Here is a 26,411-nt window from a genome sequence, read left to right on the forward strand (position 1 = left end):
TCAGGCACCTTCCACGTACTGGTTCATCAACATCACGACGTCGGCGTACGCCACGGCCTCGGCCGCGGCCCCCGCCCCGGTGAGCACCGTCCAGGCGAACTCCTGGACGAACGTGCCCTTGCTGGTGACTCGCCACGGGCCGGGGACCACACGCACCCGCAGGTCGTCGCCGGCCCTCACCATCCGGGCGAACCGGACCGACTTCAGCTCGAGCATCGCCACCGCGTCGTCGAGGATCCCGCACTGCTCGACGAGTCCGCCGGCGAGCAGCAGCACGCCCTGACCCGGCAGGGGCGTCTCCTCGCCGTGGGTGGCGACGTCGAAGAGCGGGTGGGTGTAGCCGCCTCGGGCCACGAGGTCGGAGACCAGGTCAGGGGTGAGGGTGACCGGGTGGGTCACCACCGCACCAGCGGCCAGGTCGCCCCGGTCAGAGGAGGGCGCTGACATCAGCACTCCCCCACTCGGGCCGACGCTTCTCCACGAAGGCGGCATATCCCTCGTCGGCGCCCTCGGTCGCCAGGAAGCGCTCGAACATCTCGCGCTCGAAGGCCAGCCCTTGCGACAACGTACGGTCCTGGGCGCCTCCGATGGCCAGCTTGGTGACGGCGATGCCGGGACGCGAGAGTCCACGCACCCGGTCGACGATCCGTTCGGCGGCCGCCATCAGATCCGCACGAGGCACGGCCTCGAGCGCGAGGCCCCAGCGGACCATCGTCTCGGCGTCGAGCCACATCGACGTGAGCATCAGCGCCTTGGCCCTCTGGTCGCCCAGCTTGCGTGCGGCGCGCTGGCTGGCGCCCGCACCCGGCGGGACCCCGAACTCGAGGTGGATGTCACCGACCCTGGTGTCGTCGGCGACCACCACCAGGTCGCAGGCCAGGATGATCTCGAAGCCACCGGCTCGCGCCAGTCCGTTGACGGCGGCGACCACGGGGACAGGAAGCAGCTCGAAGCGGCGCAGCACGGCGTGGAACCGGTCCAGGTAGGGCAGGAAGACGACGTGGGGGTCCCCGAAGCAGTCGCCCAGGAACGTGATGTCGATGCCCACGCTGAAGGCACGGTCCCCGGTGCCGGTGATGACGACGGCCCGCAGGTCGTCGCTGGCCTCGGCCTCGTCGAGGGCGGCCTCCAAGCCCGACATCGACTCCGGCGTCATGCTGTTCATCGTCGCGGGGCCGTGGATCGTGAGGTACATGACCTGGTCGCGGATCTCGCGCAGCACCTCGGTCATCGGACCACCTCGCAGGCACCCACGTCGCTGGCACCCACATCGCTGGCACCCACGTCGCTGGCACTGACCTCCCGGACGAAGGCGGCCAGGTGGGCGGCGTAGTCCTGCGGCGCGCGCAGGTGCGGCTGGCCGTGGAGGCCGGGGAGCACGACCAGACGTGCGTCCTTGGCCAGCGCCAGGGCCTTCTCGTCCTTGTCGGCGAGCAGGTCGAACTCCGCGTCGAGCAGGAGCACGGGCACGTCGAGCGAGGCCAACGGCTCGGCCGGGTCATGGCGGAACGCCGCGCGGTAGCCCCAGTGGTAGCGCGGCAGGACGCGCAGCGCCTCCAGCACGGCCAGGTGGAGCATCTCCTCGTCGAGCCCGGGCCAGATCCGGCGGTAGCGCGCCAGCGCCCACTCGAACTGGCTGCCGTCCAGGTCCTTGACGACGTCGGGAGCCCAGCTGGACAGGTGCTCGGCCCGCTCCTCGTCGTCGTAGAGCGCCACCCCGCTGAGGACGACGCCCCGGCAGCCGGCGGTGAAGACCCTGGCCGCCTCGATCGCCAGGGAGGCCCCGGTGTGCAGGCCGCAGAAGACCACGTCGGTGGCGCCGAGGGCCTCGGTCGCGGCCGCCAGCACGGCGGCGTACTCCGGGATCTCGGTGGCGGGACCGGGCGGCGGCGCGGAGGCGCCGTAACCGGGCGTGTCGAAGGCCAGGACCCGGACCTCGTCACCGAGGTGGTTCATCACCTTCTCCCACACCACGGACGACAACGGTGACTCGTGGAAGAGCACCACCCAAGGGCCGCTGGCCCCCGAGGTGCGGTAGTGGACCTGCCCCCACGGCCCGTCGACGTATCCGGCCTGCATCACTGCTCCTGTCGTTCCTTCATGGTCGCCTGCCCTGCGGCGGGACTGGTCTTCACCATCACCTCGACGTCGTCCAACGCCTCCAGCGCAGGCGCGACGGTCCCTGCCGGGACGTGCACGAGACCCGACGGTTCGAGCATCGCGCCGTCGACTGCCAACCTGCCCTTGAGGGTGACGAGGAAGAGGTCGAGGTCGCGGACGGGCGGCGTCGAGCGCCACCCCTGCGGCAGGCGTACGAGGGTGGTCTCGGTGCCCGCGTCGGCGTTGCTGCTGAGCACCTGCGAACGCAGGCCGGGGTCCTCGCCGGCAGACAGTCGGGTGCCGGTGTCGTCATGGCTCCGCCACGGCATGAACCGCGACTCGACCCGCCGGACGTAGCCGCGGGGTCCCACGGGGTCGGCGTCGCCTGCGTGCTCGCCCGCCTCCTCGTCGGGGCGTACGACGCGACTCACGTGGTGCGAGCCCTCGCACGGTTCGGCGCCCTCCATCATCAGCAGCGCCTCGAACCCGGCGGGGCTCACGGCGGAGTGCACCCACCCCGGCGGACGCCAGAAGTAGTCTCCCTGCTCGAAGTGCCCCTCGGCGGTGAGGTCGACGGCGCCACCCAGCACGAGGCACTCCTCGACGGAGTCGTGGAACGCCTCCGACAGGTCCTCGTAGCCGGGCTCGCAGCGGATGTGGTCGATGCGACGCCCGGTCGTCTCGTCCTTCCACAGGCAGCGCGCGTGGTACCTCGACAGCAGGTCCAGGGCCGACTCGACGTCCTGACCGATGTTGTCGCGGAAGGCGGGGTCCATGGTCTCGAAGACGTCGGCGCCGTTGACCCACGCCATGGCCGCACCGTCGACGACCGTGACCTCGGCGCTCACGTCGACGCCTCGGAGCTGGTCTGGCGCACCGTCGCGTCCCCGGCGAAGGCCTTGTAGGCGTGCCGGTCGCGGGGATCGGCCGACAGCCGGGCGGAGAGCAGCGTCCGCGTGTAGGCGTGCGTCGGTGCGTCGAAGAGCTGTCGCGTCGGGGCAGTCTCCACCACCTCGCCCAGGTACATGACCGCGATGCGGTCGCTGATCCACTCGACCGTGTGCATGTCGTGGGAGACGAAGAGGTAGGCCATCCGCGACTCCTGCTGGAGCTCGGCGAGCAGGGCCAGCACCTGGGCCCGGATGGAGAGGTCCAGCGAGCTCGTCGGTTCGTCGAGCACCAGGAACTTCGGGCGGCTGATCACCGCACGGGCGATGCCCACGCGCTGCTGCTGGCCGCCGGAGAGCTCGCCGGGCAGACGGTTGGCCGACGCCTCCGGCAGCCCCACGCGCTCCATCGTCTGCACGACCTGGCGCCTGATCTCGGTGGTGCCGAGGTCAGGCCGGTGGATCTGCAGGGGCTCGGCGATGATCGATCCGATCGCCAGACGAGGGTTCAGCGACTCGAACGGTTCCTGGAAGACCACCTGCATGTCGGCCCGCTTGGCCCGCATGCGCCTGGCGTCGAGCGACCCGAGGTCGTCACCGTCGACGACGATCGAGCCGGAGTCGACGTCGATCAGGCGTAGCGCGGCCTTGCCGAGCGTCGACTTGCCCGACCCGGACTCACCGATGATCGCGACCGTCTCGCCCTCGTCCACCGAGAGGCTGACGCCCTTCAGTGCCTGGACGGGATCGGCGCCGCGCTGACGGGCTGCGAACGTCTTGACGACGTCGGAGATCTCAACGAGCGACATTCAACTTCTCCCCCGGCTTGGGAACGGATCCGATGAGCTTCTGGGTGTAGGGGTGCGTCGGCGTGACCATGACGTCGTGGACCGAGCCCTCCTCGACGACCTCGCCGCCGTACATGACGACGACCCGCTGGCAGTACTGGGCGATGACGCCCAGGTCGTGGGTCACCAGGAGCATCGACCGGCCCTCGTCGCGGACGAGTCCGGAGATGAGGTCCAGGATCTGCGCCTGCACCGTGGCGTCGAGGCCGGTGGTCGGTTCGTCGGCGAAGAGCAGGGGCGGCGAGAGCGTGGTGGCCAGCGCGATGACGACACGCTGGGCCATGCCGCCGGAGAGCTGGTGGGCGTAACCGTCGAGCACCCGCTCGGGGCGGACGATGCCCACCCCGTCGAGCATGGCGAGGGCGATGTCGCGTGACTGCCGTTTCGAGACCCCCGTGCCGTGGGCCTTCTGGAGCTCGTAGAACTGGCGTTCGATGGTGTAGATCGGATTGAGCGAGCCGAACGGGTTCTGGACGACGAACCCGACGGCCCGACCGCGTACGCCGCGCATCTGCTTGACGCTGTGGCCGGAGATGTCTCCGTGCCCGGCGAGCTCGATCCGGTCGGCGGTGACGGTGCTGTTGGGGCCCAGCAGCTTCAGGACGCCCTTGATGGTGGTCGACTTGCCACATCCGGACTCCCCCACCACACCGAGGATCTCCCCCTTGCGCACGGAGAGGTCGACGCCCTTGACGGGGTTGACGACACCGTCAGGGGTGCGGATGGAGACGGCCAGGTTGCGCACGTCGAGGACCGTCTCGGGAACGTCCTCGGCGGCACTGGCGAGCGGGGCGACGGAGAGGTCACTCATCGGTAGGTCCTCGCGGTTCGGTCGCCGATCGCGTCGGCGAGCTGGTTGAAGGCCAGGACGCAGAGCAGCACCGCGATGCCGGCGAAGCCTGCGATCCACCACTCCCCGGACGACATGTTGCCGGCGCCGTCGCGGATCATCCCGCCCCAGGACGGGGTCGGCGCCGAGACGCCGACGCCGAGGAAGGAGAGGGAGGCGATGACCACGATCGCGTTGGCGATCGTCAGCGACGTCTGCACCAGGACGATGCCCCACACGTTGGGCAGCAGGTGGCGGAACGTGATGCGGCCCGGAGTGGCGCCCATCGCGATGGCCGCCTCGATGAAGCGGCTCTCCCGCAGCGAGAGGATCTCGCTGCGCATCAACCGGATGTAGCGCGGCACGTTGATGAGGGCGATCGCCACCACCACCATGTACAGCCGGTTGCCCGACAGCGACACCAGCGCCAGCGCCAGGATCAGCAGCGGGAATGCCTGGAAGGCGTCCAGCCCGCGCACCAGCCAGTCGCTGGCCCGCCCCTTGCCCGAGGCGACCAGGCCGAGCGGCAGGCCGACGACCAGGGAGAGGAGGGTCCCGGCCAGCGCGAGCGAGAGGTCGATCCGGGCGGCGGAGATGACGCGGGAGAAGACGTCGCCTCCCGCGCCGTCGGTGCCGAACCAGTGCTCGGCGCCCGGTGCCTTCAGCGCGTTGGAGCCGTTGGTCGCGGTGGGGTCGTAGGGCAGCGGGGCGAAGAGGCTGGCCAGCAGGAGCAGCACGATGAAGGCCACGCCCACGGTCGCGCCGGGGTGCTGCTTGACCAACAGGCGCAGCTGGTGCCCCCTCGGGGCCGCGAAGACGTCAGGCATGCTTGATCCTCGGGTCCAGGAGCCCGACGACGATGTCGAGCAGGGTGTACGTGATCAGGGTCAGGGCACCGGCCACCAGGACCATGCCCTGCACCACGGGGAGGTCGAGGCGCAGGATGCCGTTGAGTGCCCAGGTGCCGATGCCGTCCCAGGCGAAGACCTTCTCGACGATCGCCTCGCCACCGAGCAGGGCGGCGAAGATCACTCCGGCGTAGGTGACGATCGTGGTCCGCGACTCGACGAAGGCGTAGCGCAGCACGGTCCGTTCGCGCAGCCCCATCGCGCGGGCGAAGTGCACCTGCTGGGAGTTGAGCGCCCGGCCGACGGTGGTGCGCGCGGTCTTGGCGAAGTAGGCCGCGTACACGAGCGCCAGAGTCAGGACCGGAAGCACCAGGTGCTGCAACGACGAGACGAACAGAGCGGTGTCCCCGGCGACGAGGGCGTCGATCGGGATCGCCCCGGTCACCTTCGGCGGCGGGCTCTCGGAGAAGGCCAGCTGCCCTGCCGGCGCCGGCGCGATGCCGGCGACGAAGAAGAGCAGGTAGATCAGGATCAGGCCCAGGAAGAAGTCCGGGACCGCCTGGAAGATGCCGGTGAAGAGGCGGCCGACGCTGTCGGGCCACCGACCGCGGAAGTAGGCGCCCAACGACCCGACCACGACGCCGAGGACGGCCGCCAGCAGCACGGCCAGCAGCACCAGGGAGAGCGTCGCGGGCAGCTTCGAGGCGATCTCGTCGACGATCGGCTGCTTGGAGTAGTACGAGGTGCCGAGGTCCCCCTTGACCAGACCTGCCACGTAGTCGACGTAGCGCTCCCCGAGGGGGCGATCGAGGCCGAGCTCGGCCTCGATCGCCTCCACCTGGGAGTCGCTGGCCAACGGGCCGGCGATCAGGCGGGCCGGGTCTCCCGGGGTGACGCTGACGAGGAGGAACGACAGCGTCATGACCCCGAAGAGCGCGGCCACGAGGAACCCGAGGCGTCCGAGGACGAGGCGCCACGGCGTGCTCACCCGGCGGGGAGTGCGCACGGTTGCGCCCTTGACCGGAGCCAGGGTCATCGGGTCAGCCTCGCTTCAGCTCGTCGTACTTCATGCCACCCGTGGGGAGCGACACGTAGCCCTTGAGGTCGGAGCTGATGCCGACGAGGTCGGGCATCTCCACCAACGAGATGATCGGCTCGTTCTCGACGACGATGTCCATCGCCTCGGCGATCGCCGCGTCGCGCTCGTCGCCGGACTCGGTCACCAGGACCTTGCTGATGATGCTGTCGAACTCGTCGTCGGCGAAGCCGACCTTGTTGAGCGCCGATCCGCTGTGCAGGTAGAGGAACAGCGAGAACCCGAGGTCGGGCTGCGAGGGGCGCTCGCTGTAGAGGTACGCCTGCATCGTCCGGTCCGAGACAGCAGCCTCGAAGTCGGCCGGCGAGGGCACGCCCTTCACGTTGGCGGTGATGCCGACGGCCTTGAGGTCCGACTGGACCAGGCGGGCCAGGTTCTCGGCGTAGGGGCCAGGACGTGCCGTGCTGAACGAGAGGTCGATCTTCAGGCCGTTGTCCACGCCGGCCTCGGCCAGGAGCTTCTTGGCGAGGGCCGGGTCGTAGGCACCGGTCTCCGGCTGACCGGCCATCAGGCCGGACGCCTGCGGGCTGTTGGCCGGCTTCGCGTAGCCCTGGTAGATCGACTCGACGATGGCCTCGCGGTTGATCGCGTGGCTGATGGCCTTGCGCACCCGGGGGTCGGCCAGGGCCTTGTCGCCCAGGTTGAAGGACAGGTTGTGGCGGTTGGAGTCGGGCTGGATCGAGACCTCGGCGTTGGCGCTCTCGTCGATCTTCTTGAGCTGGTCGATCGGCGGCTCGGCGATCGCGTCGACGTCACCCGACATCAGCAGCTGGGCGCGGGCCGAGGCATCCGGCACGGCCTTGGCGATGACCTCGGTGATCTCCGGCTTCTCGCCCCAGTAGTTCTCGTTGTACTCGAGGCGGATCTCCTTGCCCGGGTCCATCGACTTCACCTTGTAGGCGCCGAAGGAGGCGGAGTTCTTGGCCAGCCAGTCGGCTGCCCACGGGTCCTCCTTGGTGACGTGCTTCTTCGTCTCGTCGGAGTCGAGGATGCCGTCGATCGGGTAGGCGAGCACCGAGAGCGCGATGGCGGAGGGCGCGGTCAGGTTGACCCGCACGGTGTGCGAGTCAATCTTGGTGACCGGCTCATCCGGGTCCACGTTGGCCGACTTGAGCAACACGCCGGCCTGCAGCGAGGCAGGGTTGGAGTACATGCGCTCGAACGACCAGAGCACGTCATCGGCGTCGAGCTCATTGCCGTACTCCGACTTCACGCCCTTGCGGAGCGCGAAGGTGTACCGCTTGCCGTCCTCGCTGACCTCCCAGGACTCGGCCAGGCCGGGCTTGACCGCGTCGACGCCCAGGACGGTGTCGTCGGACGCCTTCGAGGTGTCGTACTCGACGAGGGTCTCCATGAAGCCGTCGACGGCGTGCACCCAGCTGAGGCCGGTGTAGACGTTGGGGTCCAGCTGGGTCGGGGTGGAGCTCCAGGCCAGGCTCAGCACCCCGTCAGAACCACCGTCGGAGGAACCTCCACCGCCGCCGCAGGCGACGAGCGCCGAGGTGGCCAGGGCCAGGGTGGCGGCGCTCGCGACGCGGCGAATGACACGTGAACTCATGTCGACTCCATCTCTCGATCCAGCGCTCCGGGAGGGGCCGGGCGCTTATGTCTGACATAAACGCTATGTGACGCGGTGCACACTGACAACGATTTCTGAACAAATGTTTGGAAGAACTTTGGCCTAACGAGATTCTGCCCGCTTGTCGCGCCCAAACTGGGCTTATGTGGTCTAGCCTTGCGCCAGAACGAACGTTAGGTTGAGACGAAATCTGACAGTGACTGCGACGTCACCCACCATCACGAGAGGCGCTCCATGCTGACCACGCAGCCGTCCCGCGAGCCCGCCGAACGCAGCGCCCTGCGCACCGTGGTGCGCGGGATCCTCGACCGTCACCTGCCAGGTCCCGAGGCGCTCGAGACGGATCGCCGGGGCACGTTCTCCCGGGTCACCTGGGAGGCGCTCGGACAGGCCGGCCTCCTGGGCATCGGCGCCGACGAGGCGCTGGGCGGCAGTGGAGGCACCGTCGGTGACGCCGTCGCCGTCACCGAGGAGGTGGCCCGACGGCTCCCCAGCCTCGCCGTGGACCACGTCCTGACCGGCATGGCCATGCGGATGCTGACCTCCCCGGACTGCGGCGCGACGTCGAGCCTCCTCCCCCGGGTGGCCACCGGCGAGGCGATCGCGAGCTACGGCCTCTCCGAACCCGGCGCCGGCACCGACCTCCTGGCCCTGCGCACCCGTGCCGAGCTGCGCGACGGCCAGTGGCACCTCCACGGCCAGAAGACGTGGATCTCGTTGGCCCACGAGGCCGAGGTCGTCTTCGTGCTGGCACGCACCGATCCCGCCACCGACGGCCGCCGCGCCCGCGGACTCAGCCTGATCGCCGTGCCGACCGACCAGCCGGGGGTCCAGGTCACTCGCGTGCACCTGGCCGGGATGCGGGCCGCAGGGACGTGCGAGGTCTTCCTCGACGACGCGGTGGCGCCGGCCGAGAACCTCGTCGGAGAGCGCGGCAAGGGCCTGCGCATCCTCTCCCAGGCGCTCGACGTCGAGCGCGTGATGGCCGCGGCGATCAGCCTCGGCATCGGCCGGGCAGCCCTCGACCTGGCCCTCTCGTACGCGCACGAGCGCGAGGCGTTCGGCGCCCCGATCGGTGCACTCCAGGCCGTGCAGCACCCGCTCGCGGACAGCATGGCCGAGTTCCACGCGGCCCGTGCGCTCGTCGACCTCAGCGTCCGGAGGATCGAGGAGGGCGAGGACGCCATCGCCCACGCCGGGATGGCCAAGCTGGTCGCCAGCGAGACCACTGCACGCATCGTCGACCGCTCGATGCGGGCGATGGGCGCCATGGGGCTGGCGGAGGAGTCGGCGATGCAGATGTACTTCCGCGACGCCCGGCTGCAGCTCTTCAGCCCGATCAGCAACGAGATGATTCGCAACCTCGTGGCCGAGGACGCCGGCCTGCCGAGGAGCTACTGAGATGTTCGACGGGATCCACGAGGTCGTCCTGCCTGTCGCCCATGCCGAGGGCGCGCTGGGGCTCTACCGGGACCGGATGGGCTTCCGGGTCGAGGAGGACCTCGGTCACGACGCCGACTCGACCCGAGCCCTGGCCCTGCAACGCCTGTGGGGCCTCCCCGGAGCCGTGGTTCGCGAGGTCAGGCTGCACAAGCCCGGTGCCACCGGAGGTGCGGTGCGGGTCGTGGAGGTGCCCGGACTCCCCCACCCCTCCCAGCCGGGACGACCGGACCGGATCGGCCCCTACGCCCTCGACTTCTACCTCCGAGACGCGGCGGGCGTGGAGGCGCGCCTGGCTGCCGGTGGGCACGACTTCACCTCCGAAGCGGTCCACTACGACCTGCCCGGGACCACCCTTCCGGTCCGCGAGCGGATGCTCCGGGCACCGGCCTCCGGACTGCTGCACGCCTGCGTCCAGTACCGGCCCCGTGGCACCCGGTGCGTGCTCGACCACGTCGAGGTCGAGGAGACGAGCGAGGTCGTCGCCGTCGTGTTCCTCACCGACCGGTTCGAGGAGGCCGGCGCCTTCGCCCGCGACGTGCTGGGCGGTCAGGAGTACTTCGCCGGCCGCTTCGACGGCCCTGCGGTCGAGACCATGCTGGGGCTCGAGCCCGGCGAGGGCTTCGCCGCCACGCTCTACCGCGGGCCCTCCTCGGCGAACGCCCGACTGGAGTTCGGGGAGGTGCTGCCCGGCGGCCCTGCCCCCGATCCCGTGCCCCGGGTCGTCGCCCGCATCGAGGTCGACGACCTGGACCGGGTCGTCGGCGCGTTGGCAGACGGGCGGCACGGGACGGTCACCGGCGACCTGGAGGTGGAGGGCCGGCGCCACGTCGGCCTGGCCTCGTGCTACGGGGCGGTCCTCGACCTGACGGCCAGGACCTGAGGTGGGCTCGCCCAGGAGTCGGGCCCTTCTGCTGAGCAGCGGGCTCACGGGCGGGATGGTGATGCTCGCGAGCTTCACCCCGACGCCGCTGTTCCCGGAGTACCAGGAGAAGTGGGGCATCGGAGAGCTCGGTGTCAGCACGATCTTCGCCGCCTACCCCGTGGGAGTGCTCTCCTGCCTCGTCCTGCTGGGCGGACTGTCCGACGTGATCGGCAGACGCCGTTCCATCCTGATCGGCGGCGCCGTCGTCCTGGCCGCCCTGCTCGTGCTCGCCACGGCCCCCTCCCCCGCCGTGATGGTGGCCGGGCGCGTCCTGCAGGGGGTCGGGGTGGCCCTCGCCTCCACCGCAGCGGCCTCGGCCCTCATGGACCTGCACCCCGGCGGGTCCGCCTCGGGCTCGCAGTTCAACACCGCCTCGATCAGCATCGGCGTCGCCGCCGGCCCCCTGCTCTCCGGCGTGCTGGCCGACACTCTCCCGGCCCCGTTGGTGACGCCCTACCTCGTCGTCGCCGGCCTCGTGCTCGTCCCCGTTGCCCTGGCGGCGGCCGGTCCTGCGGTGGCGCCGCGTCCCGGCGTACGCCTGGTGAAGCGCATCTCCGTGCCTCGCGAGCTGCGACGCCCCTTCCTGGCGTGTGCGGCGGCCGTGGCCGTCACCAACGTGTGCACCGGACTCATGGGCGCCTTCGGCCCGGAGGTGGCCCGCTCCGTGGGGTGGGACGGCGCGGCCCTCAACGGGATCTTCGTCTCCGTGGTGCTCAGCGCCATCGCCGTCGCCCAGATCGCCGGCGGACGCCTCTCCCCGCGCCGGGCCATGCTCGGCGGTGGCGTGGTGGCCGTCGCCGGGTGGGGGGTGCTCGGCACCGGGAGCGCCCTCGCCAGTGCGCCGGTCGCCGTCGTCGGCTCCGTCGTCCTCGGCCTCGGGGCGGGCGCGGCCCTGCTGGGATCGGCCGCCTCGCTGGCCACCTGGTGCCCGCCCGCCCGACGAGCCGAGCTGTACGCGGCCTGGCTCCTGGTCCCGTTCACCGCGCTGGGCGCCTCGGCGTTCTCGGCCGGCCCGTTGCTGGCCTCGACCTCACTGCTGGTCGTGGTGGCGTGCGCTGCCGCCTTCTCAGCCCTGGCGACGGTGGTCGTCGCCGTGCTGGGGCGGCCGGCGACTAGCCGAGCAGCTCGATCGTCGCCGCGACCTCGGCCCGGTAGAGGGCGGCAGCCCTCGCGCGCTCGTCGCCGCTGAAGAGCCGACGTGCGATCGCCCGGACCCGTCCGTCGGCCGCCAGCAGCTGGGCGCAGAGGTCCCGGGCCTCGTGCTCGAGCGTGTCGGCCGCCACCAGGCGGGCACCACCCAGGCAGGCCACTTCCCGGGCCTCGACCCAGGCGCCGGTCAGGGCCATCCGGCGCGCGGCCGCCGACCCCACCAGGCGCTCGAGGACCGAGGCCCCCAGGGGCATGCCGAGCTCCAGCTCGGGGAGACGCAGACGGGCGTGCGGGCTCAGCAGCACCAGGTCGGCCGCCCCGGCCAGCAGGGCGCCGCCGCCGACGGCCGGCCCCTGCACGGCAGCCACGACCGTGGCACGGCACTCGAGCAGCGCCAGCACCGCGTCAGTGCCCACCGTCAGGAGCTCGGTGAGCTCTCCCTGCACCTGGGCGGCCACGTACTCCCGGAGGTTCTGCCCGGCACTGAAGGAGTCCCCTGCCGCGGTGAGGAGCAGGACCTGCTCCTCCGTGGCCTCCGAAGCCACCCGGGTGATGCCCTCGTACCGCGCTGCACCCAGCGCGTTGGCCTCGTTGCCGTCGAGACGCAGATGCACCAGCCCTCCGTCCACGGTGACGGAGTAGCCCTGGAACGACGACGTCATCAGTAGGACCGGGGAAGGCCCAGGGCCTTGTGGGAGATGTGGTTGAGCATCATCTCGGTGCTCACGGGCGCCACGCGGAACAACCGGACGAGGCCGGAGAGCGTGCTGAGGCCGTACTCCCGCGACATGCCGTTGCCGCCGTGCGTCTGGATGGCTGCGTCGAGGGCCATCTGGGCCACCTCGGAGGCCTCGACCTTGGCCATGGCCGCCGCGACCCCGCCCGTCTCACCGCGATCGGTGGCGCGCGCGGACTCCAGCGTCAGCAGGCGCGCCCCGGCCAGACGGGTCTCGGCGCGGGCCAAGGGGTGGGCGATGGCCTGGTGGGTGGCGATCGGGGCACCCCACACGTTCCGCTCCCGGGCGTAGGCCACCGCCTTGTCGATGGCGTAGCGGCTGATCCCGTTGAGGAGGGCGGCACTCAGGATCCGCTCGGGGTTGAGACCGGTGAAGAGCACACCCAGCCCCTTGTCACCGCTGACCAACGCCTCGGCGGGGACCCTGACGCGGTCGAGGAACAGCGAGAACTGCGACTCCGGCGAGATGATCTCGACGTCGATCTCCGTGCGCGACAGACCAGGCGCGTCGGTGGGGACGAGGAAGGCCTTCGGGCCGGCGGGGAGGTCGTCGGGCCCGCCCTCGGCCTGGGCGACGAGGACCATGGCGTCGGCGTTGTCGACGTGGGACACGTAGTACTTCTGGCCGGTGATGACCCACTCCCCGTCCTCGAAGACGGCGCGGGTCGAGATGTTGTGGGTGTTGGACCCGGCGTCCGGCTCGGTGATGGCGAAGGCCATCACCTTGCTGCCGTCCGCGAGACCCGGCAGCCACTCCGCCTTCTGGGCCGGGCTGCCGTGGTCCTTGAGCATCGTGGCGCAGACGGCCGGCGACAGCGCGATCAGCATGAGCGGCAGACCGTTGGCCGCGATCTCCTCCGCCACCACCGCCAGAGCCTCGAGCCCCTGCCCACCGCCGCCGTACTCCTCGGGAATGGCCACGCCGAGAGCGCCCAGCGCGCCGAGCTCGTCCCAGAAGGCGCGGGCGTTGCTGCCGTCGCCACTGCTGGCGACGAAGTAGTCGTGACCGAACTTCAGACAGGTGGCGCGCACGGCCTCTCGCAGAGCGGCGAGCTCCTCGGCTCCGGCAGTCTGGGTCACGGCAGTCCTTTCGTCGAGCGCTCCGAGGAGGAGCGGGTCACCCTGCGCGGGTGCGGTGGAGCCCATGGCTCCGCACGTCAGACGCACGTCCCTCGCGCGTGGGCACATTCTGGCATAACGATCGTTAGGTGTCATTGACTTGGCGATCATCTTCCCACCCGACCTTCGCGGTATTTGCGCGGCCCTCCAGCAAAAACGATCATTAGGGCAAATCACGCCCGCGTGGCAGGGCGCAGCCTCGGCCCCAGTGGCACACGGCGGCGTCCTGACCGGTGGCTGCACCGCGCCCGGGACCCGAAACCTAGAGTGTGGGCGTGCTGATCCTCCTTCCACCCAGCGAGGGCAAGACGGCCCCCACGCGGGGAAAGCCCCTCGACCTCGCCACCCTCTCCCACCCCACGCTCACCGAGACCCGGTCGCGGGTGCTCAAGCACCTGGTGACGCTGTGCGAAGGCGACGAGCGAGTCGCTGCGCAGATCCTCGGCCTGGGCGCTAAGCAGCTCGACCTGGTCGGGCGCAACGCGATGCTGACGACGGCCCCGACGGCACGGGCCGACGCCGTCTACACCGGCGTGCTCTACGACGCGCTCGACTTCGCGACCCTCACCCCCGCCGCCAAGCGTCGCGCGAGCACCCGCGTGGGCATCGCCTCTGCGCTCTTCGGCCTGCTCTCGCCGGGCGACCGGATTCCCGCCTACCGCCTGTCGGGCGACGCGACCCTGCCCGGGATCGGGTCGCTCGCCCCGGTGTGGCGACCCGTCCTGGGCGAGGCCGTGGCAGCCCGGCTCAGCGGGGGCCTTCTGGTCGACCTCCGCTCGGGCATGTACGCCAACCTGTGGCGCCCGGATCCGGCGGCCGCAGCCAAGGTCGCGGGCGTACGCGTGCTCCACGAGGTCGACGGCCGGCGCAAGGTCGTCAGCCACTTCAACAAGTCGACCAAGGGCCGCATCGTGCGGGCGCTGCTGGAGGCGGGGGCCACGCCGCGTACGCCCGCAGCCCTGGCCGACGACCTGCGCGACCTCGGGTGGCACGTCGAGGCGAAGGAGCCCGGTCCCCAGGGCACGGAGCTCGACGTCGTCGTCACCGACCTCTGACCCAGGCCTGACCTCACTGCATGACGGAGCCCCGGCCACCAGACGGTGACCGGGGCTCCGGCGTTCAGGTCCAGGACCCGGGCGTCAGGTCACAGACCCGACTCCGACGTACGGATCATGATGCGGCTGCACTCCTCGCAGCGCACGACCTCGTCGGGCGCAGCGGCCTTCACCCGCGCCAGCTCGGCGTGGTCCAGCGAGAGCCTGCACCCGCCGCACTCGCGCGCGCGAATCTCGGCGGCGGCCAGGCCACCCTTCGACTCGCGCAGCCGCTCGTAGAGGGTGATCAGCTCGGGGGCGATGCCCTCCGCCGCGGCCTCGCGGGAACCACCGACCTGCTCCAGCTCGGCGTCGATCTCGCGCCAGGCCTGGTCGCGCTCGGCCTCGAGGTCGGCGACGCGCCGGTCAAGACCTGCCAGCTCCTCCTCCGCGCGGGTGAGGACGGCCTGGGCCTCCTCCATGCGCTCCATGATCTCGAGCTCGGCGTCCTCCAGCGTGGAGACCCGGCGCTCCAGCGACTCGAGCTCGTGGCCCATGCGCTGGAGGTCCTTGGGGTTGGTGACCAGACCGGCATCCATCCGCTCGCGGTCGCGGGTGCGACGCACCTTCACCTGCTCGACGTCGGCGTCAGCCTTCTTCTGCTCGACGGCGAGGTCGTCGACGACGATCCGCGCGTCGCGCACGCGGTCGAGCACGACCGATCGTTCGGCGCCGAGCGTGGCGAGCTCCTTCAGCTGCGGGAGGCTCGCCCGACGGTGGCGCAGCTGCGCCACCTTCGAGTCGATCGCCTGCAGGTCGAGCAGCTTCAGCTGGTCGGTGGGATCGGCTTTCAGTGGAGGCTCCTTCAAACGGCGGCGATCACGGGTCAGCCCGTGACCAGCATTGTCCACGGATCGGTGGGCGTCGTGCTCACGCGGGTCTCCACCGTAGCGCCCCACGCCTCGCTGAGTCTCTTCTCCACCACGGGCAGCCAGGTCCACTCCGCAGCCCAGTGGGCGACGTCGACCAGGGCCGGGCCGCGCTTCTCGAGGAACTCCGAGGCGGGGTGGTGGCGCAGGTCGGAGGTCACGTACACGTCAGCATCGCTGCGGGCGATGGCGTCCAGGAGGAAGTCGCCGGCACCGCCAACCAGCGCGACCCGCCTGACCGTACGTTCCGGGTCACCCGCCACCCGGATCCCGCCGGCGGTGGCGGGCAGGGCGGCCGCGACCCGTCGGGCGAAGCCCGCCAGGGTGGTCTCCTCCACGGCGCCGATGCGTCCGGTCCCGGTGCCGGCGAGACCGGGGTCGGCGGTCTCCACGACGTCGTACGCCGGCTCCTCGTAGGGATGGGCTGCCAGGAGCGCCCGAACCACGGCGCTACGCCGCCCACGAGGCAGGACGACCTCGAGACGAACCTCCTCGACGACCTCGGGGGCCCCGATCTCGCCGATGTGGGGGTCCGCCCCCGGCAGCGGCCGAAAGCGGCCCTCCCCCTGCGAGCTGAAGGAGCACGAGTCGTAGTCACCGATGCTGCCTGCCCCTGCCTCGGCCAGGGCCGCGCGCACGGTGGCCGCCGCGGCGACCGGGACGTAGGTCGTGAGCTTGTCCAGAGGTGCTGACGGAGCCGGCACCAGGGGCTGCTGGTCCTGCAGACCCAGCGCGGTAGCCATCGCCTCGGAGACTCCTCCCACCGCCTGGTCCGCATTCGTGTGCGCGGCCAGCAGGGCGCAGCCAGCGGCCGTGAGGGTGTGCAGCGTCCGACCCTTGGGGGTGGTCGCGGCCACGCCGTGGACCGGCTTGAGGAAGAGCGGGTGGTGCACGACCAGCAGGTCGGCGCCCCACTCGGCGGCCTCAGCGGCCACCGTCTCGGTGGGATCCACCGCGAACATCACCTTGCGCACCTGCGCGGCAGGGTCGCCGGAGACCAGGCCGACGGCGTCCCACGACTCCGCAGTGGCAGGCGGGTACCAGGTGTGCAGGAGGTCGACGACGTCACCGAGGGTGGGCATGGCGCGAGCCTAACGAGGCCGCAGTCGCAGGACACAGGCACTGGCGCACCACCGGGTGTCAGCGCCCGGGTGATGAGAGCCTTCTCATCGTCGTCTCACCGCGCTCCCACGATGCGGCAAGATGCTGTGTGCCATGAGTTCGTTCGCCAAGATCGCCGTCGGGTTGGCGTTCGCCCTACCCCTGACCGCCTACGTCGTCGCCACCCTGGCCGGGGCCGACCCTGCTCCGGCCGAGCACGCCCCGATCATCCTCGAGAAGTCCCCCGGGCCGGCGGGCCAGACCCCCAGCCCGAGGCCAAGCTCTTCCTCGGGACCCCGCGACGACGACCCCGAGGTCGTCGCTCCCCGCCCGGTCGAGTCCGACGACGACGACTGGGACGACGACCCGGACGACCAGGACGATCGGGACGACCGGGACGAGCGTGGGCGCGGCGGTGAGAGGGACGATGACCAGAACGACGACTGACCCCCCGAGCGGCTCCGACCGGGGCGGGCCTGACTGGACTGCTCGGCTTCCCGTCGTCCCCCCCTCCCTGCCCCACCGGACGGGCGTCTCCGTCCGCACGCGGCTCACGCTCACCGTCGCCCTCCTCACCACCTTCGCGATGCTCACCGCCGGCGTCGTCATCTACGCACTCGAAGGCGAGCGACGCGACGCAGCCCTGGTCGACGAGGCCAACCAGCAGGTCACCGAGCTGCGCCAGCTCGCACGCACCGGCGTCGACCCATCGACGGGCGCACCCTTCGCAGGGGCTGTGCCGCTGCTGCGCACCTTCATGCAGCGCAGCGTTCCGGGCCCCCACGAGATGCTCGTCGGCTGGGTCGACGGCGCGGCAGTCCTGCGGAGTCCTTCTTCCCCCCACCCGGGGCTCACGCGTCTGGACACCTTCACCCGCACCGTCGACGACCTCGCCGCAGGGGGCGGCTCGCGGCGCATCGACACGAGCTACGGTGAGGTGCTGGTGACGGTGCAGCCGGTGGTCGGCGGGCAGGAACGCGCGGCGCTGGTGATCGCGTCCTTCCTCAGCGACGAGCGGGCGAGCCTGAACACGCTGCTCGGCACCTACACCGTGGTCTCCCTGCTCTCGATCCTCCTCATCACCGGGCTGGCGGCCTGGCAGAGCGGGCGCCTCCTCTCCCCCCTGCGTGAGCTCTCCGACGCCGCGCGCGAGATCACCGTCTCCGACCTCTCCCGACGGGTGCCCGAGACCGGCAACGACGACGTCACCCAGCTCACCCGGACCGTCAACGAGATGCTCGAGCGGCTCGACACCGCCTTCGTCGGGCAACGCCAGCTGCTCGACGACGCCGGGCACGAGCTGCGTACGCCGCTCACCGTGCTCCGCGGACACCTCGAGCTCCTCGACGCGAGCGACCCCGAGGAGGTCGCAGCCACCCGGGACCTCCTGCTCGACGAGGTGGACCGGATGGGGCGGCTGGTCGACGACCTGCTCATCCTCGCGAAGTCGCGCCGGCCCGACTTCCTCACCACGGCACCCGTCGACCTCGACGACCTGACCAGGACGGTCCTCGCCAAGGCGCGGGCGATGGCCCCACGCCACTGGCAGCTCGACGAGGTGGCACCGGTGCAGGTCGTGGTCGACGAGGACCGGATCACCCAGGCCCTGCTCCAGCTCGTGGACAACGCCGTGAAGCACACCGACCCCGACGACACCATCGCCCTGGGGTGCGGCGTGGAGGCGGGCACGGCACGGGTCTGGGTACGCGACACCGGCGACGGCATCCCACCCGAGGCGGCCGAGACGGCGCTCGAGCGGTTCGGGCGGGTCGGCGTCCGACCCGGCGACGAGGGCTTCGGTCTCGGCCTGTCGATCGTCGCTGCCATCGCCGAAGCCCACGGTGGCAAGGTGGTCATCACGGAGACCGAGGGCGGCGGCGCCACCCTCGTCGTGGAGCTCCCACGGGAGGAGAGTGCGTGGCCAGCATCCTGATCATCGAGGACGAGGAACGGATCGCCTCGTTCATCGCCAAGGGGCTCACCGCGGAGGGCCACCTCACGACCGTGCGGACCGATGGCCCCAGCGGCCTGGATGAGGCGCTCTCGGGGCTCCATGACCTCGTCATCCTCGACATCGGCCTTCCCGGCATGGACGGCCTCCAGGTGCTGGACCAGCTCCGTTCCCAGGGGTCCTCGGTGCCGGTGATCGTGCTCACCGCCCGCGACTCCGTCAACGACACGGTGGCGGCCCTGGAGGGCGGGGCCGACGACTACATGGCCAAGCCCTTCCGCTTCGCCGAGCTGCGCGCCCGGGTGCGCGTACGCCTGCGCCAGAGTCAGTCCGGCGGGGCGCCGGCCAGCGACCGCGGATCCCTGCACGCGGGAGGTGTGGACCTCGACCTGCGCACCCGGCGGGCGACCATCGGCGGGCGTCAGGTGGACCTGTCAGCGCGAGAGTTCGCCCTCGCGGAGATCTTCATGCTCAACGCCGGCCAGGTCCTGTCCCGCGAACAGCTGCTCGACCACGTCTGGGGACTCGACTTCGATCCGGGCTCCAACGTCGTCGACGTCTACGTGGGCTACCTGCGCAAGAAGTTCGGCGCCTCCGCGATCAGCACCGTGCGCGGCATGGGCTACCGCTTCAACCCCTGATTTCACCCCCTTGCGCTTCACCCCCTGGGTCAGCGGACCTTGTAGGTGAGACGCGCGGCCGGCTGACGCTCCAGGACGGGCTGGAGGGCGTGCGAGAGATCCGCCGGCGTGGGCCGCCTCCCCGGATCGGGGTCGAGCGCCGAGGCGACGACCTCACGCACCTCGGCAGGCACGCGTCGGTCGAGTGCTGGAGCGCGACCGTCGACCTGGGGGAAGGACTCCCCCGTGCCGAACGGTTTCTCCCCGCTGATCGCCTCGAAGAGGGTGGCTCCCAGCCCCCAGACGTCGCTGGCCGGCCCAGGAGCGCCCCGTCCCTCGGGGTCGCACTGCTCCGGGGCCATGTAGGCATCCGTCCCGATCGGCGTACGCAGGGCGGCGGCATCGGCGACCGGGCGCGCGACCGAGAGGTCGATCAGTCGGGCTGGGGCGCCCATGATGACGTTGCTGGGCTTGATGTCGAGGTGGACGTAGCCGATGTGGCGCAGGTAGTGCAGCACCGAGGCCAGGTCGAGGGCCAGCGGCAGGTACTGCTGCTCCTGCAGCGGCCCGTAGCGCCTCACCAGGGTCGAGAGGCGCGGCCCGTCGGCCTGCTCGAGGACGAGGTGGGGCCGGGGGCCGACGGAGTCGTGGCGCAGACCCCGCACGACCACCGGGTGGTTGATCGCCGCCAGGGCAGCCGCCTCACGCTCCAACGCCAGGTGGGCCAGCTCGTCGCCCACCTTCGAGGGCCGCAGCACCTTCACGACGACGGGGAGGTAGGTGATCTCGTCGAAGGCCAACCACGCCTCGTACGAGGAGCCGCCCCCGAGCCGACGCATCACGGTCAGCTCGGGGGTCAGAGACTCACCCGGGACCAAGCCCCAGGCGTCCTCGCTCGGGATCACGTCAGGCCGCGCGATCAGCGTCGTCGCGGGTCACGTCGTGACGCGGGTGGTCGTGGCGGGTGCCGTCGTGGCGGGTGCCGTCGTGGCGGGTGCCGTCGTGGCGGGTGCCGTCACGGGTGACGTCGTGACGCGAGTGGTCGTGCCTGGTCGGTCCGTCCTTCGTCACGTCGTCGCGCGTGCGGTCGTTGGTGTCGTCGTCGTCATCGTCGTCGTCCACCTGGACGACCTCCGCTGTGTCGTCGTCACGCTTCGCCCCGTCCTGGTCGGAGGCGAAGGCCTGCGTCGCCACAGCGCCGGTGGCGACCAGGCCAGCGGCGGCGAGAGCGGCGAGGGGAAGAAGCTTCTTCTTGAAGGTCATGGGGGGTGCTCCTCGTTATGGCCTAAGCCGTGGGGTCTTGACGAGAACCACTGTGAAAGACCGGAGTGAGGGCAAGGTGAAGCCGACATGAGAGGGCTCTCATGTCGGCCGGACCGGTGCGTCGGGACGGTTTCGAACCGCCGACCGCTCGGGTGTAAACCGAGTGCTCTACCGCTGAGCTACCGACGCGCGTGAAGACGGCCCACAGCGTACGGGACGCGCTGGCCCGCCGCACACTGACGACCCTGCCAGGGCAGTGAGACCGCCTTCTCCGGAAATACGTCGAGCCGCCGGCGTCTCGGGTCACCAGCGGCTCAACATGAAGAACTTTAGAGGGTGGGTCCAAGCCTTGTCTCGCCCTCGGCACAACTTCGCAAAAGTGTCTCTTTATTCGAGACAGATTGGCCCATCAACTCTCCTCGGCGGCGGCGCGCAGCTGGCGCAGGTGCTCTCCGAGGTCGCGTCCCTCGGGCATCGCGTTGTGCACGCTCCACCGAATGAGGCCCTGCTTGTCGATGACGTACGACGAACGCCGCGGCATGCCCTTCTCCGCGTTGAACACGTCGTACGCCTGCGCGACCTCCCCGTGTGGCCAGAAGTCCGAGAGGAGGGGGAAGTTGAGCCCGTCGGAGTCAGCGAAGGCGCGCAGCGAGTAGACGGGGTCGCACGAGATCGCCAGCACCTCGGTGTCGAACGTCATGAACTCGTCGAGCCGCTCACGCACGCCCGCCATCTCCCCGGTGCAGACGCCCGAGAAGGCGAACGGGTAGAAGAGCAGTGCCACCGCCTTGCGGTCGCGGAAGCCCGACAGGGTCACGTCCTGGCCGAACTGGTCACGCAGGGTGAAGTCGGGGGCCGGCCCCCCACAGATGAGTCCGCTCATAAGGGCATCATCCTCGCACCGGCCCGGGCGCGACCGCACTCAGGGGCGCGTGGCCAGCACCCGCTTGAGGATCTTGCCCGTGGCGTTGCGCGGGAGCTCATCAAGGAAGACGATCTCGCGCGGCACCTTGTAGCGCGCCAAGTTGGCCCGGACCCAGTCCTTGAGGACCTCCTCGTCGGCGGCTGCCGGGTCGGACACCACCACGAAGGCGCGCAGCCTCTTGCCGAACTCGGGGTCCTCGATGCCCACCGCGGCGGCCTCGACCACCGCGTCATGGAGCACCAGGCAGTCCTCGACCTCGCGGGGGAAGACGTTCTCGCCACCGCTGACGATCATCTCGTCGTCACGTCCCTCCACGAAGAGGCGACCGTTCTCGTCGAAGTGACCCACGTCCCCGGTCGACATCAGTCCGTCGATCATCTCCTTGGACCCACCACCGGTGTAGCCCTCGAAGAGCATCGCGTTGCCGACGAAGATCCGGCCCGTCGCACCCTGCGGCACCTCCTGGCCGTTGGCGTCGAAGATCTTGACGACCGTGGCGTGGGGCGGCTTGCCGGCCGAGAACGGCGCGGCGCGCAGGTCCTCCGGCATCGCGATCGAGGCGTACGCGACCTCGGTGGAGCCGTAGATGTTGTAGAGGTTGTCGCCGAACTCGTCCATCCATTCGATCGCCATCTCGCCCTGGAGGGCCGAGCCGGAGGCGGCCGTCATCTTGAGGCTGCTCAGCGGCTTGTACTTCTCGCGCACCTCCGGCGGGAGCGTGAGGATCCGCTGGAGCATCACCGGGATGACGATGAACGAGTCGCACTGCTCGTCGCGGATGACCCGCAGTGACTCCTCGGGGTCGAAGCGACGCCGCAGGACCATGGTCGAGCCGAGCAGCATGGCCATGAACATGTGGGCGAAGCCCCAGGTGTGGAAGAGCGGCGCCGCGATGTGCGTGCGCCAGCCGTGCTTCATCGGCAGGCGCGAGAGCAGCGCCACGGCGTTGGCGATGCCTGCCTCCTTGCGGGGCGCTCCCTTGGGCGTACCCGTCGTACCGGAGGTGAGGATCACGATGCGGGAGTGGTGCGCCACCGGCGTGTGGTCCGTCGACGGGTTGCCCTCGATCAGTGACTCGACGGTGTCCCCGCCCCGGGGCGAGTCCTGCCACGCGACCAGACGATGCTTCACGTCCGCACCGGCGAGGAGGTCGGTGAACTCCTCGTCGTGCACGACGAGGACGGGTTTCTCGCGAGCGATCACCTCGACCAGCTGCGGGCCGGCGAAGGCCGTGTTCAGGTAGAGCAGGTCGGCGCCGAGCTTCGCCGCGGCGATGGTGGCCTCCACGAAGCCGCGGTGGTTGCGGCACATGATCGCGACCTGGTCGCGCTCCCTGATGCCGAGCGCGGCGAAGCCGTGGGCCAGCGCGTTGGAGCGCTGGTGGAGCTCGGCGAACGTCAGGGGGCCGACCTCGTCGACGATGCCCACGCGGTCGGGGTCGGAGACAGCGAGCTGGGAGAAACCGCCGGCCGGGCCGGTCCCCCATGCCTTGACGGTCGTCACGATCTTGACGAGGTGCGAGATCGGCATGCGGCGGATCACTCCCGCCTCACGCAGCACGGACAGGCTCTTGACGGTGCTCATCTGGGTCCTCACGGTGGGTACGACGAGTACCCCCGGGCCCCCTGCTCAGGACCGGGTGGAGAGACGTCGTCGTGTCAGGCGGGCGTCTTGGGCGTGACCAGTCGCGTCGCCTGCCAGTCCTTGCTGACGGCTGCGGTCGTGGTCTGGGAGAGGCCCGCGATCGGCGCAGCCTCCGCGATGTCGGCGGCATCGACACTGTTGGGTCGACCCACCTTCGGGGTGAGCAACCAGATCACACCGCCGCCGACGAGGTCGGACTTGGCGTCGACGAGGCCGTCGACGAGATCTCCGTCCTCGTCGCGCCACCACAGCACGACGGCTTCGACCACGTTGCCGTAGTCACCGTCGACCAGGTCGGCGTCGAGAAGGTCCTCGATGGCGATCCGTAGGTCGTCGTCGGTGTCGTTGTCCCAGCCGAGTTCCTGGACGACTTGACCGGGCGTGAAGCCCATCTTCTCGGCCGGTCCAGGGGTCTGGGTGGACTCGCCGCCCACGGTCGCGCTCAACGGACCCTCCTCAGGGTGTGTGTGGTTCAACTCTCAGTTCACCGCAGGTGTGCGGTGGGGAGTAGTCCAGCGGAGTTGTTCCTCAGACGCAACCCCTCGCGCCCGAGCCCCGTACCGGAGAGTAGATTTTTTATCCTTTGCGAGCGTGCGAGCATGAGGGTGTGACTGAGCAGACACAACCCGAACGTCCTCCGATTACATCGGTCATCCACGAGGGCCTCCCGACCCAGCTCCCGGACATCGATCCCGAGGAGACACTGGAGTGGCTCGGCAGCTTCGACGCCATGGTCGAGGGCCGAGGACGGGACCGTGCGCGCTACGTGATGCTCCGCCTTCTCGAGAGGGCACGTGAGAGCAACGTGGGCGTCCCGGCCCTGCGCTCCACCGACTACATCAACACGATTCCCCCCGAGCGAGAGCCCTGGTTCCCGGGCGACGAGGACATCGAGCGGCGCATCCGCGCCTTCATCCGGTGGAACGCCGCGGTGATGGTCTCCAGCGCCAACCGCAAGGGCCTCGAGGTCGGCGGGCACATCGCCACGTACCAGTCCTCGGCCAGCCTGTACGAGGTGGGCTTCAACCACTTCTTCCGTGGCAAGGATCACCCGGGCGGCGGCGACCAGGTCTACTTCCAGGGTCACGCCTCCCCCGGCATCTACGCCCGCGCCTTCCTCGAGGGTCGCCTCGACGAGGAGAAGCTCTACCGCTTCCGCCAGGAGGTGCAGCACGGCAAGGGTGCCGGCCTGTCCTCCTACCCGCACCCGCGCCTCATGTCGGACTTCTGGGAGTTCCCGACGGTCTCGATGGGCCTGACCGGCATCAACTCGATCTACCAGGCGCGCTTCAACCGCTACCTGCAGAACCGCGGCATCAAGGACACCAGCCAGCAGCGCGTCTGGGCCTTCCTCGGAGACGGCGAGATGGCCGAGCCCGAGTCGCTCGGTGCCATCCGGGTGGCTGCGCGTGAGGAGCTCGACAACCTGACCTGGGTCGTCAACTGCAACCTCCAGCAGCTCGACGGCCCGGTCACCGGCAACGGCAAGATCATGCAGGAGCTGGAGGCCAACTTCCGTGGCGCCGGCTGGAACGTGATCAAGGTCGTCTGGGGACGCGAGTGGGACGACCTCCTCGCCCGCGACGTCAACGGCGTGCTCGTCAACAAGATGAACACCACCGCCGACGGCGACTTCCAGACCTACTCGGTCGAGGACGGCGCCTACACCCGCGAGCACTTCTTCGGCGCCGACGAGCGGCTGCGCCAGATGGTCGAGCACATGACCGACCGCCAGATCGAGCTGCTGCCGCGCGGTGGCCACGACTACCGCAAGGTGTACGCCGCGTTCGACGCCGCCACCAAGCACGTCGGCCAGCCGACCGTGATCCTCGCCAAGACGATCAAGGGCTGGACGATCGACGCCCTGGAGGGCCGCAACGCCACCCACCAGATGAAGAAGCTGACGCCGGAGGACTTCAAGAAGTACCGGGACCGCCTGCGCCTGCCGATCTCGGACCGCGACCTCGACCGGGCGTACGAGGAGACCGGTACGGCACCGTTCTTCCACCCGGGCGCCGACTCCCCCGAGATCAAGTACATGATGGACCGCCGCCGCCAGCTGGGCGGCTCGCTCCCCCGCCGCGTCGTACGCTCCAGCCCCCTGCAGCTGCCGTCGGAGGCCGTCTACAAGGACATCCGCCAGGGCAGTGGCAAGAACAAGGTCGCCAGCACGATGGCCGTGGTGCGCCTGCTCAAGGAGTGGATGCGCGACCCCGAGATCGGCAAGCGCATCGTGCCGATCGCACCCGACGAGTACCGCACGTTCGGCATGGACGCCATGTTCCCGAGCGCGAAGGTCTACAACCCGGGCGGACAGCAGTACGAGTCCGTGGACCGCAAGCTCCTGCTGTCCTACAAGGAGTCGGCCCAGGGCCAGCTGCTCCACGAGGGCATCTCCGAGGCGGGGGCCGTGGCCTCCGCGACCGCTGCGGGATCGGCCTACTCGACCCACGGCGAGCCGATGATCCCGTTCTACATCTTCTACTCGATGTTCGGGTTCCAGCGCACCGGCGACTCGATCTGGGCGATGGCCGACCAGCTCTCGCGTGGCTTCCTGATCGGCGCGACGGCCGGCCGCACCACCCTGACGGGCGAGGGTCTCCAGCACGCCGACGGGCACTCCCCGCTGCTCGCGGCGACCAACCCGGCCGTGGTGCACTACGACCCGTCCTTCGCCTACGAGATCGCGCACATCATGCGCAGCGGCCTGGAGCGCATGTACGGCACGGGCGGCCCCGACGGCAACGGCGAGAACGTGATCTTCTACGTGACCGTCTACAACGAGCCGGTGCAGCAGCCGGCCGAGCCCGAGGGCGTCGACGTCGAGGGCATCCTGCGTGGCATCCACCGCGTGGCCGCCACCGATGCCGAGGGACCGAAGGTCCGCCTGCTCGCCTCCGGCGTGGGCTTCCCGTGGATCGAGCGCGCTGCCGAGCTGCTGCGCGAGGAGTGGGGCGTGGCCGCCGACACCTGGTCGGTCACCTCGTGGAACGAGCTCGCCCGCGACGCCGTCGCGTCGGAGGACTGGAACCTGCTCAACCCCGACCAGCCCAAGCGCACCGCCTACGTCACCGACAAGCTGGCCGGGGACTCCTCCCCTGTCGTGGCGGTCTCCGACTTCATGGCTGCCGTGCCGATGCAGATCGCGCGCTGGGTCCCGGCCGACTACCGCGTGCTCGGCACGGACGGCTTCGGCTTCGCCGACACCCGTCCCGCGGCCCGGCGCTACTTCCGCGTCGACGCGGAGTCGGTGGTCGTGCAGGCTCTGCAGGCCCTCGCCGACGCCGGGGAGATCGACGTCGCGAAGGTGGTCGAGGCGCGCACGAAGTACCGCATCGACGACCCGACCGCCGTCGCGGGAGTTCAGCAGGAGGGCGGCGACGCCTGA

26 protein-coding genes and 1 tRNA gene are annotated in these 26,411 nt (G+C 70.4%); 8 read left to right on the forward strand and 19 right to left on the reverse strand.

Features of this window, described 5'->3' with window-relative positions:
• The 9 genes from FCL41_RS10595 to FCL41_RS10635 are packed head-to-tail and all read right to left on the reverse strand — an operon-like array spanning nucleotide 1 to nucleotide 8,166.
• A complete protein-coding gene (locus FCL41_RS10595) occupies nucleotides 1–447 on the reverse strand; it encodes a hypothetical protein (RefSeq protein WP_137065994.1) in 447 nt (148 codons plus the stop codon).
• Nucleotides 428–1,231 carry an enoyl-CoA hydratase/isomerase family protein gene (locus tag FCL41_RS10600; RefSeq protein WP_137065995.1) on the reverse strand — a complete coding sequence of 268 codons (804 nt, stop codon included), beginning with the start codon at nucleotides 1,229–1,231 and terminating at the stop codon, nucleotides 428–430. The genes FCL41_RS10595 and FCL41_RS10600 overlap by 20 nt, the downstream gene beginning before the upstream one ends.
• Entirely contained in the window at nucleotides 1,228–2,079 is an 852-nt protein-coding gene (locus FCL41_RS10605; protein WP_137065996.1) for an alpha/beta fold hydrolase, read from the reverse strand. Before FCL41_RS10605 ends, FCL41_RS10600 begins: the two co-directional genes overlap by 4 nt.
• The gene (locus FCL41_RS10610) at nucleotides 2,079–2,948 is read right to left on the reverse strand and encodes a cupin domain-containing protein (protein WP_137065997.1); all 870 of its coding nucleotides are present in this window, start codon (nucleotides 2,946–2,948) and stop codon (nucleotides 2,079–2,081) included. Before FCL41_RS10610 ends, FCL41_RS10605 begins: the two co-directional genes overlap by 1 nt.
• A complete protein-coding gene (locus tag FCL41_RS10615; protein WP_137065998.1) occupies nucleotides 2,945–3,796 on the reverse strand; it encodes an ATP-binding cassette domain-containing protein in 852 nt (283 codons plus the stop codon). Before FCL41_RS10615 ends, FCL41_RS10610 begins: the two co-directional genes overlap by 4 nt.
• Complete coding sequence (locus tag FCL41_RS10620) at nucleotides 3,783–4,646, reverse strand: ABC transporter ATP-binding protein (protein ID WP_137065999.1); 864 nt, start codon at nucleotides 4,644–4,646, stop codon at nucleotides 3,783–3,785. Before FCL41_RS10620 ends, FCL41_RS10615 begins: the two co-directional genes overlap by 14 nt.
• Nucleotides 4,643–5,491, reverse strand: a complete 849-nt coding sequence (locus tag FCL41_RS10625; RefSeq protein WP_137066000.1) for an ABC transporter permease — start codon at nucleotides 5,489–5,491, stop codon at nucleotides 4,643–4,645. Before FCL41_RS10625 ends, FCL41_RS10620 begins: the two co-directional genes overlap by 4 nt.
• Nucleotides 5,484–6,548, reverse strand: a complete 1,065-nt coding sequence (locus tag FCL41_RS10630; RefSeq protein ID WP_137066001.1) for an ABC transporter permease — start codon at nucleotides 6,546–6,548, stop codon at nucleotides 5,484–5,486. The genes FCL41_RS10625 and FCL41_RS10630 overlap by 8 nt, the downstream gene beginning before the upstream one ends.
• Before the next feature lie 4 nt (nucleotides 6,549–6,552).
• Nucleotides 6,553–8,166 carry an ABC transporter substrate-binding protein gene (locus FCL41_RS10635; RefSeq protein ID WP_137066002.1) on the reverse strand — a complete coding sequence of 538 codons (1,614 nt, stop codon included), beginning with the start codon at nucleotides 8,164–8,166 and terminating at the stop codon, nucleotides 6,553–6,555.
• 255 nt (nucleotides 8,167–8,421) lie between these two features.
• Here FCL41_RS10635 and FCL41_RS10640 point away from each other — a divergent pair, with 255 nt between their 5' ends.
• Genes FCL41_RS10640 through FCL41_RS10650 form a run of 3 tightly spaced genes read left to right on the forward strand, consistent with a single transcriptional unit; the run spans nucleotide 8,422 to nucleotide 11,741 of the window.
• The gene (locus tag FCL41_RS10640; protein ID WP_137066003.1) at nucleotides 8,422–9,588 is read left to right on the forward strand and encodes an acyl-CoA dehydrogenase family protein; all 1,167 of its coding nucleotides are present in this window, start codon (nucleotides 8,422–8,424) and stop codon (nucleotides 9,586–9,588) included.
• A gap of 1 nt (nucleotide 9,589) precedes the next feature.
• Entirely contained in the window at nucleotides 9,590–10,510 is a 921-nt protein-coding gene (locus tag FCL41_RS10645; protein WP_137066004.1) for a hypothetical protein, read from the forward strand.
• Nucleotide 10,511: 1 nt separating this feature from the next.
• Complete coding sequence (locus FCL41_RS10650; protein WP_137066005.1) at nucleotides 10,512–11,741, forward strand: MFS transporter; 1,230 nt, start codon at nucleotides 10,512–10,514, stop codon at nucleotides 11,739–11,741.
• On the opposite strand, the gene FCL41_RS10655 is transcribed toward FCL41_RS10650, so the two are convergent.
• Nucleotides 11,665–12,363, reverse strand: coding sequence for an enoyl-CoA hydratase/isomerase family protein (locus FCL41_RS10655; RefSeq protein ID WP_137066006.1), 699 nt, complete (start codon nucleotides 12,361–12,363; stop codon nucleotides 11,665–11,667). The two genes, FCL41_RS10650 and FCL41_RS10655, sit on opposite strands and share 77 nt — an antisense overlap.
• Entirely contained in the window at nucleotides 12,363–13,517 is a 1,155-nt protein-coding gene (locus tag FCL41_RS10660; protein ID WP_239021613.1) for an acyl-CoA dehydrogenase family protein, read from the reverse strand. Before FCL41_RS10660 ends, FCL41_RS10655 begins: the two co-directional genes overlap by 1 nt.
• Nucleotides 13,518–13,831: 314 nt before the next feature.
• On the opposite strand from FCL41_RS10660, the gene yaaA reads away from it, so the two are divergent.
• Nucleotides 13,832–14,611 carry a peroxide stress protein YaaA gene (gene yaaA / locus FCL41_RS10665; RefSeq protein WP_137066008.1) on the forward strand — a complete coding sequence of 260 codons (780 nt, stop codon included), beginning with the start codon at nucleotides 13,832–13,834 and terminating at the stop codon, nucleotides 14,609–14,611.
• Nucleotides 14,612–14,700: 89 nt separating this feature from the next.
• Here the strand turns inward: yaaA and FCL41_RS10670 are convergent, their stop codons facing one another.
• On the reverse strand, nucleotides 14,701–15,459 hold the full coding sequence (locus tag FCL41_RS10670; RefSeq protein WP_239021614.1) for a zinc ribbon domain-containing protein: 759 nt from the start codon (nucleotides 15,457–15,459) through the stop codon (nucleotides 14,701–14,703).
• Nucleotides 15,460–15,476: 17 nt separating this feature from the next.
• A complete protein-coding gene (locus FCL41_RS10675; RefSeq protein ID WP_137066009.1) occupies nucleotides 15,477–16,601 on the reverse strand; it encodes a Nif3-like dinuclear metal center hexameric protein in 1,125 nt (374 codons plus the stop codon).
• A gap of 133 nt (nucleotides 16,602–16,734) precedes the next feature.
• Here FCL41_RS10675 and FCL41_RS10680 point away from each other — a divergent pair, with 133 nt between their 5' ends.
• From FCL41_RS10680 to FCL41_RS10690, 3 genes are read left to right on the forward strand one after another with little or no spacing between them, the layout of a single operon-like run.
• Complete coding sequence (locus FCL41_RS10680) at nucleotides 16,735–17,067, forward strand: hypothetical protein (RefSeq protein ID WP_137066010.1); 333 nt, start codon at nucleotides 16,735–16,737, stop codon at nucleotides 17,065–17,067.
• Nucleotides 17,048–18,553, forward strand: coding sequence for a sensor histidine kinase (locus tag FCL41_RS10685; protein ID WP_137066011.1), 1,506 nt, complete (start codon nucleotides 17,048–17,050; stop codon nucleotides 18,551–18,553). Before FCL41_RS10680 ends, FCL41_RS10685 begins: the two co-directional genes overlap by 20 nt.
• Nucleotides 18,538–19,212 (forward strand): response regulator transcription factor, encoded by a 675-nt coding sequence (locus tag FCL41_RS10690; protein ID WP_137066012.1) that lies wholly within the window; start codon nucleotides 18,538–18,540, stop codon nucleotides 19,210–19,212. Before FCL41_RS10685 ends, FCL41_RS10690 begins: the two co-directional genes overlap by 16 nt.
• Nucleotides 19,213–19,241: 29 nt before the next feature.
• Here the strand turns inward: FCL41_RS10690 and FCL41_RS10695 are convergent, their stop codons facing one another.
• The 6 genes from FCL41_RS10695 to FCL41_RS10720 all read right to left on the reverse strand — a co-directional run bounded on the left by FCL41_RS10695 (nucleotide 19,242) and on the right by FCL41_RS10720 (nucleotide 23,469).
• Nucleotides 19,242–20,096: a serine/threonine-protein kinase gene (locus tag FCL41_RS10695; protein WP_239021615.1), complete on the reverse strand. Its 855-nt coding sequence runs from the start codon at nucleotides 20,094–20,096 to the stop codon at nucleotides 19,242–19,244.
• 1 nt (nucleotide 20,097) lies between these two features.
• A complete protein-coding gene (locus FCL41_RS17080; protein WP_170970259.1) occupies nucleotides 20,098–20,454 on the reverse strand; it encodes a hypothetical protein in 357 nt (118 codons plus the stop codon).
• 117 nt (nucleotides 20,455–20,571) lie between these two features.
• Nucleotides 20,572–20,643 (reverse strand) — tRNA-Val (locus FCL41_RS10705).
• Nucleotides 20,644–20,863: 220 nt separating this feature from the next.
• Complete coding sequence (locus tag FCL41_RS10710; RefSeq protein ID WP_137066013.1) at nucleotides 20,864–21,337, reverse strand: peroxiredoxin; 474 nt, start codon at nucleotides 21,335–21,337, stop codon at nucleotides 20,864–20,866.
• A gap of 39 nt (nucleotides 21,338–21,376) precedes the next feature.
• Nucleotides 21,377–22,963, reverse strand: a complete 1,587-nt coding sequence (locus FCL41_RS10715; RefSeq protein ID WP_137066014.1) for an AMP-binding protein — start codon at nucleotides 22,961–22,963, stop codon at nucleotides 21,377–21,379.
• Between the two features lie 74 nt (nucleotides 22,964–23,037).
• Complete coding sequence (locus FCL41_RS10720; RefSeq protein WP_244923616.1) at nucleotides 23,038–23,469, reverse strand: DUF3052 domain-containing protein; 432 nt, start codon at nucleotides 23,467–23,469, stop codon at nucleotides 23,038–23,040.
• Nucleotides 23,470–23,630: 161 nt separating this feature from the next.
• Here FCL41_RS10720 and aceE point away from each other — a divergent pair, with 161 nt between their 5' ends.
• Complete coding sequence (aceE, locus tag FCL41_RS10725) at nucleotides 23,631–26,411, forward strand: pyruvate dehydrogenase (acetyl-transferring), homodimeric type (RefSeq protein ID WP_137066015.1); 2,781 nt, start codon at nucleotides 23,631–23,633, stop codon at nucleotides 26,409–26,411.

This window comes from Nocardioides jishulii (assembly GCF_006007965.1).
Lineage (GTDB): Bacteria > Actinomycetota > Actinomycetes > Propionibacteriales > Nocardioidaceae > Nocardioides > Nocardioides jishulii.